Origin of the sequence: Alteromonas sp. BL110 (assembly GCF_003443615.1) — a bacterium.
In the GTDB taxonomy this organism is placed as follows: domain Bacteria; phylum Pseudomonadota; class Gammaproteobacteria; order Enterobacterales; family Alteromonadaceae; genus Alteromonas.
Window position 1 is genome coordinate 37,459 of record NZ_CP031967.1, and the last position, 15,088, is coordinate 52,546.

General features: G+C 39.6%; 14 protein-coding genes. 6 read left to right on the forward strand and 8 right to left on the reverse strand.

What is annotated here, in order from left to right; genetic code table 11:
• Nucleotides 1-145: 145 nt before the first annotated feature.
• The gene (locus D1814_RS00155) at nt 146-1,168 is read left to right on the forward strand and encodes a glycosyltransferase (RefSeq protein WP_147402521.1); all 1,023 of its coding nucleotides are present in this window, start codon (nt 146-148) and stop codon (nt 1,166-1,168) included.
• Nucleotides 1,169-1,413: 245 nt separating this feature from the next.
• Here the strand turns inward: D1814_RS00155 and D1814_RS00165 are convergent, their stop codons facing one another.
• The 6 genes from D1814_RS00165 to D1814_RS00190 all read right to left on the reverse strand — a co-directional run bounded on the left by D1814_RS00165 (nt 1,414) and on the right by D1814_RS00190 (nt 8,035).
• Nucleotides 1,414-2,052: a hypothetical protein gene (locus tag D1814_RS00165; RefSeq protein ID WP_118489567.1), complete on the reverse strand. Its 639-nt coding sequence runs from the start codon at nt 2,050-2,052 to the stop codon at nt 1,414-1,416.
• 136 nt (nt 2,053-2,188) lie between these two features.
• Nucleotides 2,189-3,424 (reverse strand): colanic acid biosynthesis pyruvyl transferase WcaK, encoded by a 1,236-nt coding sequence (wcaK, locus tag D1814_RS00170; RefSeq protein ID WP_118489568.1) that lies wholly within the window; start codon nt 3,422-3,424, stop codon nt 2,189-2,191.
• 60 nt (nt 3,425-3,484) lie between these two features.
• Nucleotides 3,485-4,387, reverse strand: a complete 903-nt coding sequence (locus D1814_RS00175) for a glycosyltransferase (protein WP_232368936.1) — start codon at nt 4,385-4,387, stop codon at nt 3,485-3,487.
• 72 nt (nt 4,388-4,459) lie between these two features.
• Nucleotides 4,460-5,566 (reverse strand): glycosyltransferase family 4 protein, encoded by a 1,107-nt coding sequence (locus D1814_RS00180; protein ID WP_118489570.1) that lies wholly within the window; start codon nt 5,564-5,566, stop codon nt 4,460-4,462.
• 4 nt (nt 5,567-5,570) lie between these two features.
• Nucleotides 5,571-6,893 (reverse strand): O-antigen ligase family protein, encoded by a 1,323-nt coding sequence (locus tag D1814_RS00185; RefSeq protein WP_118489571.1) that lies wholly within the window; start codon nt 6,891-6,893, stop codon nt 5,571-5,573.
• 2 nt (nt 6,894-6,895) lie between these two features.
• The gene (locus D1814_RS00190) at nt 6,896-8,035 is read right to left on the reverse strand and encodes a glycosyltransferase (RefSeq protein ID WP_118489572.1); all 1,140 of its coding nucleotides are present in this window, start codon (nt 8,033-8,035) and stop codon (nt 6,896-6,898) included.
• Between the two features lie 297 nt (nt 8,036-8,332).
• Between D1814_RS00190 and D1814_RS00195 the strand changes: the two genes are divergently transcribed.
• The 5 genes from D1814_RS00195 to D1814_RS00215 all read left to right on the forward strand — a co-directional run bounded on the left by D1814_RS00195 (nt 8,333) and on the right by D1814_RS00215 (nt 13,596).
• Entirely contained in the window at nt 8,333-9,061 is a 729-nt protein-coding gene (locus tag D1814_RS00195; RefSeq protein WP_118489573.1) for a transglutaminase-like cysteine peptidase, read from the forward strand.
• On the forward strand, nt 9,061-10,998 hold the full coding sequence (locus D1814_RS00200; protein ID WP_118489574.1) for a bifunctional diguanylate cyclase/phosphodiesterase: 1,938 nt from the start codon (nt 9,061-9,063) through the stop codon (nt 10,996-10,998). Before D1814_RS00195 ends, D1814_RS00200 begins: the two co-directional genes overlap by 1 nt.
• 132 nt (nt 10,999-11,130) lie before the next feature.
• On the forward strand, nt 11,131-11,700 hold the full coding sequence (locus D1814_RS00205) for a hypothetical protein (RefSeq protein ID WP_118489575.1): 570 nt from the start codon (nt 11,131-11,133) through the stop codon (nt 11,698-11,700).
• A 45-nt stretch (nt 11,701-11,745) separates the two neighbouring features.
• A complete protein-coding gene (locus D1814_RS00210; protein WP_118495263.1) occupies nt 11,746-13,152 on the forward strand; it encodes an O-antigen ligase family protein in 1,407 nt (468 codons plus the stop codon).
• A 33-nt stretch (nt 13,153-13,185) separates the two neighbouring features.
• A complete protein-coding gene (locus D1814_RS00215) occupies nt 13,186-13,596 on the forward strand; it encodes a 3-phosphoshikimate 1-carboxyvinyltransferase (RefSeq protein WP_118489576.1) in 411 nt (136 codons plus the stop codon).
• On the opposite strand, the gene D1814_RS00220 is transcribed toward D1814_RS00215, so the two are convergent.
• Together D1814_RS00220 and D1814_RS00225 are read right to left on the reverse strand one after the other, a co-directional pair.
• Nucleotides 13,597-14,352, reverse strand: coding sequence for a VpsP family polysaccharide biosynthesis protein (locus D1814_RS00220; RefSeq protein ID WP_118489577.1), 756 nt, complete (start codon nt 14,350-14,352; stop codon nt 13,597-13,599).
• Entirely contained in the window at nt 14,345-15,085 is a 741-nt protein-coding gene (locus D1814_RS00225) for a tyrosine-protein phosphatase (protein WP_118489578.1), read from the reverse strand. Before D1814_RS00225 ends, D1814_RS00220 begins: the two co-directional genes overlap by 8 nt.
• Nucleotides 15,086-15,088 lie beyond the last annotated feature (3 nt).

Sequence of the window (15,088 nt, forward strand, 5' to 3'; positions counted from 1 at the left end):
CCAAGTGAATTCACTTATAGATAATGGGTTCGACGTCCAGATAGTTTCGTTCTATAAAGAAAAAGAAACTGTTCATTTAGCGTCGTTAGAACGGAACAACCTTTTATCTAGGACGCACTTTATTAGCCCACAGGGTGCTCAATCAGTGAAAAAACCCTTTAAGCTGATGTTCATAGCAAAATTTCTAATATTGTCTCGAACTTATGAAAAAAAATTAGCGCCATGTGCTGATTTAGTAGTTCACCTTATGAAAAACAACAAAATAACTTTAGCCTATGAAATAGCAATTACTTCTTGGAAAAATAAAACAAAAAATTTTAGTGCTAACAGCATAATTGCTCACTTCGGAAATAACGGTGTGATTGCTAAGGCAATGAAAAACTCAGGCATTTTATCTGGTCATTTAAATACAGTTTTTCATGGTTACGAGATTAGTGAATATGAAAATATAGAACTGTGGAAAAATAAGTACGTTGACCTAGCAAAAGATAGTACTTTACTACCAATAAGCAATTTTTGGAAAAAGCGCTTAGAGCAATGGGGAGCTAGCAGCGAATCGATAAAAGTTTTGCGAATGGGCGTAGATGTTGACAAGTTATCACTAAAATATAAACCTGTGAACAAACCCATTCGAATTATTAGTGTAGCAAGAGCAACAGAGAAGAAAGGCCTTAAGTATGCTATTTCAGCAATGCGCTATTTATCTGATGATTTCCATTTAGACATAATAGGCGGTGGCGCATTACATGATGAACTTGTAACATTGAGTAAAGCCATTTCAGTAGATCATCGTATAACCTTCCACGGCGCTCAATCGCCAGATTACGTCCAAAAAAGCCTTGAAAAATCAGATATATTTTTATTGCCATCGATAGTTGATAGCAAGGGAGATATGGAAGGAATACCGGTAGCTTTGATGGAAGCTATGGCTTCTGGCTTAGTAGTTGTTAGTACTTATCACAGTGGTATCCCTGAACTAATCGAAAATGGTGTAAGCGGATTTTTAGTCCCAGAACACGACCCTGAAGCTATTGCAATGGCTATAAAAAACGTTGCTAATAGTGACGATCTAAACGACGTTGTAAAGGAAGCTAGAAAGAAGGTTGAAAACGAGTTCAACTCTTTAAAGCTGGGGAAGGAGCTAAGCACTCTGCTTAATAAACAGTAGGCTACTCGCTACCTTATTTGACAAATGTTGTTGCACTACTTTAATAACCCAACGGTTTGAAACAAGGAAATGCAAGCTAGCTCGCGTTTGAAAAAGCATTTATGCAAAGTATCGTTAATGGTAAAGGCCGGATGGCATTAACGTTTTTGAACGTAATGCCATTTAAAATTATCCCATTAAAGCAGACAGGAAGATTAACACAAAAAAAGCCGCTCAATGAGCGGCTTTTTCATATCGATGTTGGTTTACTTTTTGATTTTACGTCTCAGCGCACCAACTAGCATGATAGCTAGGCCCGCAAAACCAATATGACTTGGTTCAGCTACTTGAGTTACTGAAGAAGACTGGCAAACTAAGATGTTGTCACAAATTTCAACATTGGTGAATGAAGCAACAGAACCCGACCAATTTTCATCATTATCAAGAATAAAAACTATACGGTTAAATGAACCAGTAATATATTGTCCAATCTCAATTGAAAAGTTAACAACGCCATCGCCACTTTCATAGTCAGAAAGAACATTTGCGCTCGGGAACATAGTAGATTGCGACCCGCCCACAAAAGCAAAATCACCCATTTCTGATACAGAAAAACTATCATCAATATCAAAAGCAATGCCGTATAACTCTGCGTTTAAACCATTCGCTTCAAACGTGAAATTCAAAATAGAAGTACTTGTCAGAGTAGTATTAACTAAGATGTCTACCCATAGGTTCCCATCTAACGTTAGGGTACTTCCGCCATTATCAACCGTAGCAGTGCCTGCTTTATACTGGTTACTATACTCTGTCGCAGAGTAATCATTAAAATCAATAAAAGCAGCGTTCGCGCTGCTCACTAAAAACAACGTCGCGATACACGCAATTTTAGAAATAAACTTCATTTTAAATCCTTTGACAAAACTAAAAGGTCAAACCACTAATCAGCTATATGCAAACCGCGTGCCAATAAAAATAGACAGAAAATACAATAACTTACAGAAGCACCTTGTATTAGTGTAAAAATTATTGACAAAAATTCTAATTTAATGAGTGAGCGATCATGCTACGGGCTCTTTCGCGTTCTGATTCCACAGCAATACGTACATTTTCATTCACTAAGGCGATATCAGATAATACACTGAATACTTTTTGCTCTAAAGTTTTGTCTATTAATTCTACTAATGGAACCCCGAAGTCACTTAACCCAAGTTGATTCATTATGCCTTCAGACTTGTGCTCGTAATTTAAAGCGAACGCTGGTGTACCAAAGTTCATAGATATTATGGCGCTGTGGAGCCTAGTTCCAATTGTCAGCGCGCATTTACTAAGAAGATTGCCTAACTCCACATCATTCAACTCGTCCATAACAACTTTGAATTTGTCAGTGTTTTTTATAAGCTTACTTACTCTAAAAGCTACCATTCTATCGTCTTTTTGGTAACCCTCTATTCCAGTGCAAGTAGAGCACGCTAGAACATTTACCCCTTTATCAATAAGACTATTGCACAACTTACCAAAAGCAGTTTCATATTCTTCTTGAGATATACCCAACCTTTTATCAAATGGTTTAAGCTCTCTTAATGTGATTGCTACTGTTTTTCCACTAGCCACAAACTCGTCTAAAGTTTGATTTTCTAATACAAGTTTATTACGACCAACTAACCACGCAGTGTCTGCTCCTTCAAAAAAACCTTCAGGCAGAGGCATTTTCTCTTCAAGAAGCCCTTTACTTACTGGCTCACGCAATCCAAGTATTTTAGCTTTTGAAAAAACAAGTTCTGCAGCTTCGCAAAATAACTCATTTTCAAAAGGTCCTACTGAATGGCCAAGCATTAACAATGGACGTTTGGCAGCTATTGCGCAAAATGCGTGATAAAACTGGCCTAGACCATACAAGTCAACAAAAAAAGAGCCGCCAACTTGAATTACATAGTCATATTTTGCCAGTGAAGTTATATAGTCTTTAAATTCAACAGGTAGGTTTTTGTCAGCTTCGCCCTCTTTAGCTGAAGACAAAAGCTGCTGAAAGAGTTTATTTTTAAAAAGCCTGTTCTTAATCTTTCCTTTCAAACCGCCTGAATAACTTTTGTATCTATATAACCAATCATTCTCGAACTTTTTGCCTAATAGTATTTCTGAACTAATTGGAAAACGCGAAATAAGATCAATATCAATATTCTTATCATGCCTTTCAAGCTCTTCTATTAAACCGCGAAGTATCGCTCCATCACCTCTATTGCCACACGAGTGATTGCCTATTATTAAAACTTTCATTATTTAGTTGTTCCGTTAATACTTAAGATTTGAAAATTGTGGTCAAATGAAATACTAAAACTAACTTCTATTAGCCTCTTTACCCAAAAAAAGACGAAAGAACTCAACATTACTAGTTATCCAAATTTTGAACAGTAGATAAATTAGGCCTGCTTTCCTACTGAGGGTTAGGTTAGAATTGAATAAGACGCTCTTTCCGCGCCCAAGAAACATTTTTAAAAGTTTAACTAAAAAAGCGACTCTTTCTACAGTTGTCGAGCGTTTTAACTTTGTCTCCCAGTTTCCACCTATAATTCTTTTACGTTTGACAATCAATTCATGGACATTTCTAGATGGGTGATTGACTGATGCTTCAGGGTTAAATATTACTGCTCCCCCCTTAGTTACAGCGCGCTGACTTATTTCTACATCTCCCCCAGACTTTAATTTAGAATTGAATACACCCACGGAATCGAAGAATTTCTTATAACAGAAGAAGTTTGCTGTAATACACTTGCCATTTTTAGCATTTTCTTCTTGTTTCATTGAGAAAGTATTTTCAAAATCAATAGCGCTTTGTTCAGTAAATTTTTCGTTCTCTTTAAAAAAATTGACCTCACCGGCTATTATTGTCGTAACCCCTTCCCCTTTAATCTTCGTAAGATTGGCGTCTATCCAGTTTTTCGAAACAATACAATCCGAATCTGTAAAAGCAGTAAAGTCGCCGTTACACACCGACAAGCCTTGATTACGCGCAGCATAGGAACCTGGAACTTCACATCTTTCCAATATCAAGTCTTTATACTTAGTTTTAAGTTCACTTTCGATAATAGCAAGGGTGTTATCTGAAGAGCCGTTATCTACTACTATGACTTCTAAAGAATAATTTTTCTGAGACTGTTCATATACCGAATTCACACAATCTATAATGCGCTTTTCGTCGTTGTAGACTGGTATAATTACACTAACTAATGGTTTTGCCACTTTCTTCCCTCTGGATACACCGGTTCTTAGTAGCAGAATGCTGTAGCATTCGCCTACACCATTACCATGAACCTATTTTTTGACTTTTGCTATTCTTCTTACGATAGAGGTAGTTGTTTCAGCAATGTTTCCCCAATCAAATCGAGATAAGAAACTTTGCTGGTCAAGTTTTAAATCTAAACTTGCTAATTTATTAAGTTTAGTTGACAGCTCTTCAATATCTCCGACACGAAAATAGCTATCGCTTTTAGCCTCTATATCTTTATTAGGGGATATGTCGCTCAGTAAAACTGGCGTTCCTGCGCTAATTGCCTCTAATGCTACGATAGGAAGCCCCTCATGATAAGAAGGTAAAACAAATACATTTGCGTACTTAAATAAGGCGTGTAATTCGTTTCCGCTTCGACGTCCTGCGAATATTACATTTTCCGCTCTATTATTTAATAAAGTTGATGCATATTCATCGACGTGATCAGCATCACCAACAATCACTAAAGGTTCCGCTATACCCGAACTTTTGTAAGCTTGTACAAGATCATGAAATCCTTTTTCAGGCACTAATCTTCCCACCGCGAGCACGTAGTTATGTGATTTCAATCCAAGATCTTTAGGAAGAAAAGAGTCGGAAACATTCTCAGCAAATTTCGGTAGCATGCCGTTAGGAACGTATTGCAGTTTATCTGAGTCATTTGGGAAACGTAATTTCAACTGCTCTGTTAGGGTCTTCCCTACGACTAAAACAGCATTGCCATAATTTATACCCATCTTTTCGCCAAACTTTAGTACCTTTTTAGCGAATGGACTCCACTTTTGCCTGTCGTAGTCTGCCCCGTGGTGAGTAACCATAACCTTCATACCAAGTAATCGCGCTAATGGCGTAAATAATGCCGGCCCTATGGCATGCAAATGCACAATATCTGGTTTTAAAAAAAGTCTGGCGTAAATAATAGCGATGAAGGTATGCAAGAAGGTTTCTAGCAATTTATGCCTTAGCGCCCAAACACTAATAACTTCTACACCTTCATATTTATATCGTTTCTGACTAACATAAGGCGAGCGCGCAAGAACTGTAACTTCTGCGCCTTGCTTTACCATCTTTGGGTAAAGCTGTTGGCAATGAGACTCTATTCCCCCCATAACATCAGGAATACCGCGTAGACCTATTGCGCATATCTTCATAAAACTAATCCGTTGTTGTTAATAGTGCTAACTGGTTTCTAAAACTATAACGCGCTTTTACAGGGGTAGTATTTCCTAAAGAAACGCCTATCAAAATTGCGAAGAATATTAGTCCTTCTATATTCCATAGTGGCATTGTCGCTAAATTCATTGTTAGAAAACCAATCAAAGAGAGTGGTAAGATTTTTGACAAGCGTTTGTCTTTTACACCAGCCGTGATAATCAAAGAATACGAGCATAGGAAAAGAAATGAGAACAGCCCTATGTATCCGTATTCATAAAAGTAAGAAACATATGTGTTATGTGCGTAATGCTTAAAGACACCATTCCACGCCTCTGGTCCATAACCAATCAATTGTTGAAGCAAGTCTGAATTTGTCAAAGCATCTATATATTGGCTCCACAAATATACTCTTGAAGACATAATGTCTTTTTCAGCTTCAGTAAAATAAGCAGGTGCTTTAAATATTAGGTCTAAGTTCGATGCTAACGTTCCAACGTCGGCAAACCTTTCCCTCATCGTAAAAGAAAGTGCAACGAAAGCAAAAATCAGAAACATAGAAACAACTGTTAAAACAGGGGCTTTTTGAGATGGCTTTAAACGCTGTTCTACTAACGAGTAATAGAATATTGCAGCAATGGGTAGAATTGTTAACACTGCAGTTCTGTAATTAACGAGTATAAGTAGAAAAACTGCTATCGTAAAAAGTGTAGTTCGAAACTTGATAGCATGTCTTTCTGTTAACCCAAGTACAAATATGAAGCTAACTATTATCATAGAGAAAGCTGCTTCGTGGTTGTACCCGCCAATATAGCTAGCCGAGCCGTCATTCTCTGTAGCTTTCACTTCCCCAAGCACTATAGACAGCACTTGCATTGCTACAGGCATAAAAAAGCACACTAATAGCTTTTTGAAAGTAACACTGTGACCTTGAGCCCTTACAGATAAAAATATAGCCCCAGTTAACACCAAGAAATAACACCATTTAACTAAGACGTTTATAGTGCCTGGAATCAACATGTTGACAAAGCCACTTATTGCAATGGCAAGAAACAGAAAGTAGAAAGGAAGTAGTTTACGTAAGGTAAATACTGCAAACGGCAGAAAGAAAAGCCCAAGCCCAGCTACAGAAATACTTGAAAGCGCATTAATCGAAAAACCCGCTACCAAAGAAGGGTAAGTAATACTATGAAACGCTGACAAAAAAAATCGCAGCCATATAGCGCAAATAGCAAACGCCAAATATTTATTGCAGTTCCCCGTTATGGTGCGATACACCATAATGAAGCTTATTAGGCCAACAACTACCTTTAACCCTTCGAACATGTTTATTTACAAACCTTTTCAATAATGGCTATTACTTTTTCTTGAAAGGCATTGTAAGAAAATTGCTTTGCACAGTTTTTGCTCTTTGCAGCGTAAGATACCCGAACAGTTTCATCACTGAATGAGCTTAACGCGCTTGCAACACCTTCAGCGTTATTTAACTCACACAGAATACCGTTTTTTTCCTCACTAGCGCCAGTTACTCTGTAAGGATATTGTTCGGCAATAATTTCCGCAGGGCCCGACTCACAGTTTGTTGCTATTACTGCTTTTTCTAAACACATAGCTTCAACAATGGCGTTGGGAAATCCTTCAGCATTCGACGTACTTACAAAGTATTCGGCATTACTTAAATAAGGGTATGGGTTTGCTTTAAAGCCAAGAAACTGAACCTTGCTATCAATTTCTAGTTCTTTAGCTTGCGCTTTAAGGTTTGCTTCTTCATCGCCTACGCCCAAAATCACCAAGTTTTCTGCTATGTTTGCCTTGGCGTAAGCATCAATAAGCAGAGAGAAGTTTTTATTCTTAACTAAGCGCCCTACTCCAATAATGTAAGGTTTAGTTGGTAGGTCCGACACACTTTCTGAAGCCTGGGCCTGAAGCTGGTCGATATCGTAAGGGTTGTACAACACCGATACCTTATCTCTTGATACTGAATAGTTATCGATAAGGTCAGCTCTTACACCTTCAGATACAGCTACTACGCTGTCGGCTTTATTGTAAAGCAAACGAACTAATAGTCGGCTAACACTGTCTTTTAGGCCGCCAGAAAGATGGCTTGTGGTATTAACGCGCTCGCTTATTATAGCTTTAAACTTTAAGCGCTTGGCTAACGTAACGTTCAAGAAGTTACTTCGCGTTAAAAAGCTAAAGCAATATTCTGGGTTTAGTTCTGCTAAAACAGGTTTAAGCTGTTGATAACCTGAAACTAAACTGCCTTGGGAATTAAGCACTATTTTATTAACGTACTGGGGGCAAACTTGAGATTCGGGCAAATCGTCTAGCAGAATCAGATGTACAGGAATGTTTTTAGCAACGAAATAAGATTGCATTATGGTTAACAGTTTAACCATTACTCGTTCAGCGCCACCGCCTTCAAGTGAATTAATGATAAACACCGCTGGACGCGCTGAGTACTCCATGAAAGTTCCTTTTCGTTGTAAATTTACTACAAAGCTTGGTAATGATACCAGAAGGTGTGCAAGTTCATAACCCACACCCTGTACTTATATGTTTAAAATTCTATTCGAAGATAGGTTAAACATAAAATGTGCCAAAAAGATCAATAACGAACAAAAAAACTTTATGGCTTCCAAAATGCCTTTCAAGTTCTTAATAAGTTTGCCATCATTGTCTTATTGGTAGGCAAGCTATGCTATCGCATGGTAGTGAAAGATTTTTTACACTTGCCTTAATCTATTGCACAAAGTACCCACGGTTTGCACCAAAAGAAACGTTTTTGCTTTCCTTTTCTTACCCATTCAACTGTGCGCAGCATGCTAACCGCTGTTCGCTCGGCTGTTGTTGTAGGTCTTACTTTACTTGCGGTTACATCGCCAATCGCCCAACAAAAAACCGTTTTCACACCGCAAGTTTATGACCGTATAGGCTCAATTTATGGAACTGAAGCTAGCGAAGACGTTGCTAAATGGCGACAATTGGTTGATGAGTTACAGAGCGAAGATCTAGACGAAAAGCTTTATCAGATAAACCGCTTTTTTAACCGTTTTGATTTTGTAGACGACCTTGTTCACTGGCAACAAAAAGACTATTGGGCAACGCCAATTGAGTTTATTTCTACGGGTGCTGGCGACTGTGAAGACTACACTATTGCCAAATACTTCTCTTTAATTGAACTTGGCGTTCCTGAACAACAGTTGCGATTAATGTATGTAACCGCCCTAGAATTACGCCAACCTCACATGGTTTTGGCGTATTATGAAACCCCAACCTCTATTCCACTTGTTTTGGATAATATAAATAGGCGTATATTGCCTGCTAATAAAAGAAGAGATTTGTCACCCATTTATAGCTTTAATGGTAACGGCCTGTGGGCTGCGAAAGCTATGGGAACGGGCCGCAAGCTGAGGGGAAGCGGCCCGATGAAGATGTGGGACGATATGGTAGAGCGGCTAGACCGCGTTATGTACGGAGATAAAGAAGAATAATGAGACTATCTACCCAATTAAGTACAAGCTTACTCGTTTTTTTGATACTGGTTTTTATTGGTTCTTTCATAATAAACGTTAAGTTAACTAGAGAGTATGTAAACGAGCAGCTTGCCACCCACGCTCAAGATACCGCGACTTCGTTGGGGCTATCTATCACCCCATATTTAAGTGAAGACAACGGTATTGCGGTAGCCGAAACCATGGTAAACGCTATTTTTGATAGAGGGTTTTACCAATACATAACCATTACCGATATGGAAGGGAATTTACTGATTGAAAGGCGCAACCCTAATACCATTGATTCAGTGCCAGACTGGTTTACTAACATTGTGGAAGTTACACCACCGGTAGAGAAAACTGAATTGAATAATGGTTGGACGATGGCGGGTGAGCTTGCGGTTCAAAGTCACCCAGGGCTTGCTAATGCAACCTTGTGGGAAAGCGTTAAACAAAGTGCGTTTATGTTTTTTGCAGCCTTCGTGTTCGCCTATATTGCTCTGCTGTTTATCATTACTGCCATTACAAAACCCCTTCGCATTGTGGTAAACAAAATTGAAGATATTCAAAATCAAAAGTTTTCCCACATTAACTACAAACCTTTCACGAAAGAACTTTCTTTTATAACTCAGGCGGTAAACAGACTTTCTTCGTCTGTTGAGGTAATGTTTAAAGAGCTAACCCAAAAGGCCGAGCAGTTCAGAATTCAAGCTTTTGAAGACAGTCTTACCGGTGTGCAAAATAGAAACGCTTTCACCCGTCATATGAACGCGCTACTAAGTAAAACTGCCACCTCGGATGAAGGCTATGTGATTTTAATACGACTTGCACAACTAAACGCGATAAACATGACGTTAGGCGCACAGGATGGCGATAAGTATGTTACTGGTGTAGCTGATGAGCTTAAAAACTTCTCATCTAGTATTCAGGAAACATCATTTTTGTTTAGGATATCGGGCGCTGATTTTGTTTTAGTTACAGAGGCTATGACAAAGCAAGAATGTGAAGCGCACCTTCAGGTACTTAATACCACCTTGTCTCACTACAACCCGCTTAAAGATGGCAGTAAGGCAGTATGGATAGGTGCAGCGCAATTCAATGACCAGCAATCTTTTTCTGAAATTATGGAAAACGCTGATAGCGCGCTTATGGCAGCCACAAAGCAACCCAATGGCTGGCAATTTGCGTCTGAGCTTTCTCACATTCACAGCAATACGGCGTGGAAAGAACGGTTAAACCAAATTTTGCACCAGCAGTACGCCGATATACTTATTCAGCCTGTGATGAACGTTGAACAAAACTCGCCCGCTTATTATGAAGCGTTTGCGCGATTTAAAGACAGAGATACTGGCAACCCTATACCAATGGCTCAATTAATTCCGGCGTCAGAGCGTTTGAACTTAATTCCTGAGGTAGATAAGTTGGTGGTAAGCCTAGTGCTTAATAAGCTAGCAAAAGATAAACGTAATGTTGCCATTAACATTGCGAACGCGTCGCTAGCTAATGCTTCGTTTAGACAGTGGTTATTAGGTTTGCTGAACCAAAATGAAGCGCTATGCACTTATTTGATCTTCGAATTAGAAGATTCTGCGTTAATACATCATAAAAACGATGCGGTATCATTTTGCAAGTCGCTGGTTAATTTAGGCTGCAAGATAACTATTGAACATTTTGGTGACAATCTTGCATCATTAGTTGGATTGAGGGCTATTCAGCCTCATTTTGTAAAAATTTCCGGCAAACTTACGAAAGATATTCACTCAGACAAAGACAGTCAGCTGTTTGTAAGTAGTTTATTGAGTATCGCTCGTGGGTTAAGTATTAATATTATTGCTGAACTTGTTGAGAATGAAGCGGAATGTGTCGCTTTATCAAAGTTAGATGTTTCATATCAGCAAGGTTTCTATTTTGCGAAACCTTCGCTGTGGCAGTATTAATACACGCGTAAAATGAGCATAAGTGAATAGATGTACAACAAAAGCGAGACCTTGTACGTTCACTTGTTGTACAATATGGCCATATGGCGTTAGCAAGAAGCTAAGCCGACGTTTTTAATCTAAGGATAAGTTATGCGTAGCAACGTTTTTTTATCTGTGCTTTTAAGCGCTTTAATCGCTTTTTCGACAGTTTCTTTTGCACAAGAAGGTAGCGTACCAGGCCTACAAGTTAGAAACCTTTTGGTTACTGAGATTGAAGAAGGTTCCGCGGTTGAGCAAGCAGCTAGTGAAGTAAGCCAGACTGTGCTTGATGAAGCACTATTTTTTGATGCATCAGCTATGGCTTATTTAGGTGAAAATCAGAATGCTTTCGAATCATTGGTGGGCCTTTTGAATGATAACGCCACCGGCTTTGAACTTGCTATAGCAGGTTTTACAGCATTGCCTGAACAAGCTGCGCAGGTTGTAACCATTGCTATTTTGATGTTCCCAGAAGATGCTAACGAGATTTATAACATTGCCCTTCAGATGCAGGTTATTAGCGAAGAAGATGCACTATTAGCAGTTATTAATGCGGGTGTAGACCCTAGTACCTTAACTGCAACTGCTGCTGGTGCGGCTGGAAATACGTTCTCACCGCTAGGTGTAGGTACGGGAGCTGCTGGCGCTGGCGGTGGCGACACCACTATTTCAGCGAACTAAAAGTCCATTACATTTAAATTTCGCGCTAGTACGTTGTAAGTGCCTATTTTAAATACCCAGAAAACCGAAAAGTTTCTTTTCGGTTTTCTTTTGTTTACCTTGTTTTGGCTGCCTTTATCACTAGGTGCCAATCGCCCGTGGGCGTGGGCGCTAATGCAAATGTCAGTTTTCTTTCTTGGCGGCATCTTATTACTTACGCACAAATCTCTACTTACAAAGCTATACACACAATACAAACTGCTGGTAATTGTTTGGTTAGTATTTTTAACCTGGCAGCTCATCAATATAGTCCCTCTGCCCTTTTCTTTGGTTGAAGCTTTACGCCCCGAACGCGTTAATTTTTTACTTAATGAAAATATTCAGGGCATGGAAAATATAAGTTCGCAATGGCTACCTCTTAGCTTCGATGTGGGCCAAAGCGATGTAATATTCTTTAAATCCCTCGCCTATTGTTTCTTATTTTTTATAACGCTGACTTTGGTTAATACAGGCAAGCGACTTAGATACATATTAATAGTGATAAGTGCTGCTGGCGTGTTTCAGGCTATATATGGTTCGTTAGAAGTATTATCTGGCTTACAGTATAGCTTGGTGTTTAAGTTACCTGTTTCGCATATTGCCACTGGAAGTTTTGTATATAAGAACCACTACGCTAATTTTCTTTTGCTATGTTTAAGCGCTGCCATTGGTTACATGATAGCGAGTTTACGTGTTCGAAGCGGCTCTAGCCCTAGAGAGCGTTTACGTAGAATAGTGCGTTTTTGGTTAAGCAATAAAGTGCTGTTTCGTATTGGTATTATCATTATGGTTATCGCGTTAGTTATGTCTCGCTCTAGAATGGGTAACAGCGCCTTTTTCATAGCGATGACTATTACCGCCACACTAGGGTTAATTTACTTTAAACCGCGCCAAAAAAGCTATGTAGTGCTATTTATCAGTATGCTGGTAATCGACATTCTTATTGTTAGTAGCCTTTTCGGACTAAAACAAGTACAGCAACGCATAGAGCAAACAAACTTAACCCAAGAAAGTAGGGATGAAGTGGTTACTGATGCCCTACCCCTTCTTTCGCAATATGGAATTATCGGTACAGGCGGAGGCACCTTTTATACGGTATACCCTCAGGTACAAAGTGAATCTATTCAGCACTTTTACGATCATGCTCACAATGAATACCTTCAGTTTGCTATTGAGTTTGGCATAGTAGGCGCAGCCATTATAGCCGTGCTTGTATTGCTGTGCGCGAAAAGCGCCTTAAGCGCAATACGACACCGAAGACATCCACTGCCAAGAGGAACAGCCTTTGCAACTGTTATGGCGGTTATAGGGATGGCATTACACAGTACAGTAGACTTTCCTCTGCAAGCACCAGCAAATACCGCTATATTTATTATACTGTTAGCGCTAGGTGCGTTAAGCCGCGATATACCTATGGGAAGACAAGATAAATAACCAGCATTGGTTTTATAACACAAGGGGATTTGTGTGGTATTAAAGATAAAGCGACCGATAAAAGAAGAGCCAAACGTTCAACATATGCTGGAACGTATGCCTAAAAATGTTGCCGATTCTTTTACTGACGACCAACTGTTTCACTTAAACACAGCCCTTGCCGGTCGGCGATGGGGTAGCCACAAAGTTGATGTAAGAGGCACTATAGGTTTACTACGAAGCCGATATTACTTTGTTTTATTGGCAGGCCGAGATAAGCGCGACCTATCGCGTACCGAGAGCCGCATAGGCAAACTGGTGATGGCAGCGATCATTGCCCTGTTTTTATGCGTTTCATTAGTGTTGGGCTTAGTACTGCTGTATGTATTGAAAAGCTGGCTGGGTATAAACCTTTTTGAAGGGTTTTCTTTAGGCTTGTGGGATTGGCTAAACGGAAAAGGCTAGCTAATTATATGTTATACAGTTAGGAATGCGTTTTCGAACTGGGTAACTGGCATCGCGCAACCATCTACAAACGGTTTCACTCGCATTGTGCTTTTGTATTGCCTTTAATACAAAATCTCTGCTTAGCGGGTTTTGAAGGCCTAAATTCAAATGCTGTTTCAATTGCTCTTTAATTTTTACGTAGTGAATAGACCTTGCACTAAACATTTCTAAGCCGAATTCCACAATAAACTTGTGCACTATGGCATCTTGTGGGCCGGCTTGCCTCGCGTTTTTTAGATAATGATAAAACTCATCATCTAACTCATCACGCAGCAGCTTTACCGATGCCAAGCCAAGCCAACTGCCGCTCCAAGTAGGCCTTAATAACAGGCTTTTTTCATAGCTTTGTGCCGCATTGTTTAAGTTATCACTATGGCTCTTTAAGCCTAATTCAGCATCGCTCGACTCTTCATTTCTCTTTTCAACAACGGCTTTCCACTCGAATAGCTGCCCTTGTATTTGATAATACAAAGCGTTATCTGGGAAATACTCTATAGCGTTTCCAATTTTACCGAGGCCCCTGTCAATTCTGTTTATTGAAGCCATGTCAGGGCTTAGTTGCCACCCCTCAATATCGTTTTTCACACTGTAATACGCGTTACCCGCAATGAAAAGCTGGAAGCTCCACAAAAAACAGAATGCGGCTAGTAGCACCGTTATCCACTTCAGTATTAAGCTTTTATTTGTGAGAGTGTTAAGCAAACGACTAGTCATTGATTGGTTCATTTTTTGGTTCGAACGACACTATAGCACCAGGTCGCGTTACAAAAACCTCTTTTGCGAACTCATCACTGAATGTCGATACAACTTCGTAGGCGGCGCTCATATCGTTAGGGCGGCGTACAAGGTCATGGGTGTCTGACGCTACAACATGAAACGCTTTGTTTCGCATCATAGCTAATGCGAAATCTTCTACCTTGTCGCCAAAGCGGCCTGTTAACGCACCTGCGGTTACTTGAAACATACAGCCCTGTCGCTTCAGCCAATTAAATTTGTGCTGCTCGGCTAGCAGTTCGCGATTGCGCTCTGGGTGTGCAATAAGTGGCTGTACGTTATTTTTCAAGAGCCATTTTATAAGCACTTCCAAGCCTTGCGGTATATGACTATGTGGCATTTCCAGTAGCAGGATATGCTTGCCGTTATAATCGCCTAAAAAAGGCAGTTCCTTTTGTTTGTACCAAATAGGAATTAGCTCGTTGACGCGCACTTCTGCGGCAAAAGAAAGAGAAAGAGGAATAGACGCGCGGTTTATTTCTTTTTTAAATTCTAGGAAAGTATGTTCGATAGACTTAAACGTATTGTCAAAGTAGCCTTTGTGAATATGTGGTGTACAAACCATATGGCGAACACCGCCATCTACAGCTTGCTGCGCCATTTCCAAGGCAATGTCTAAAGACCTGGCACCATCGTCGATGCCAGGCAATATGTGGCTATGTAAGTCTATCAATAA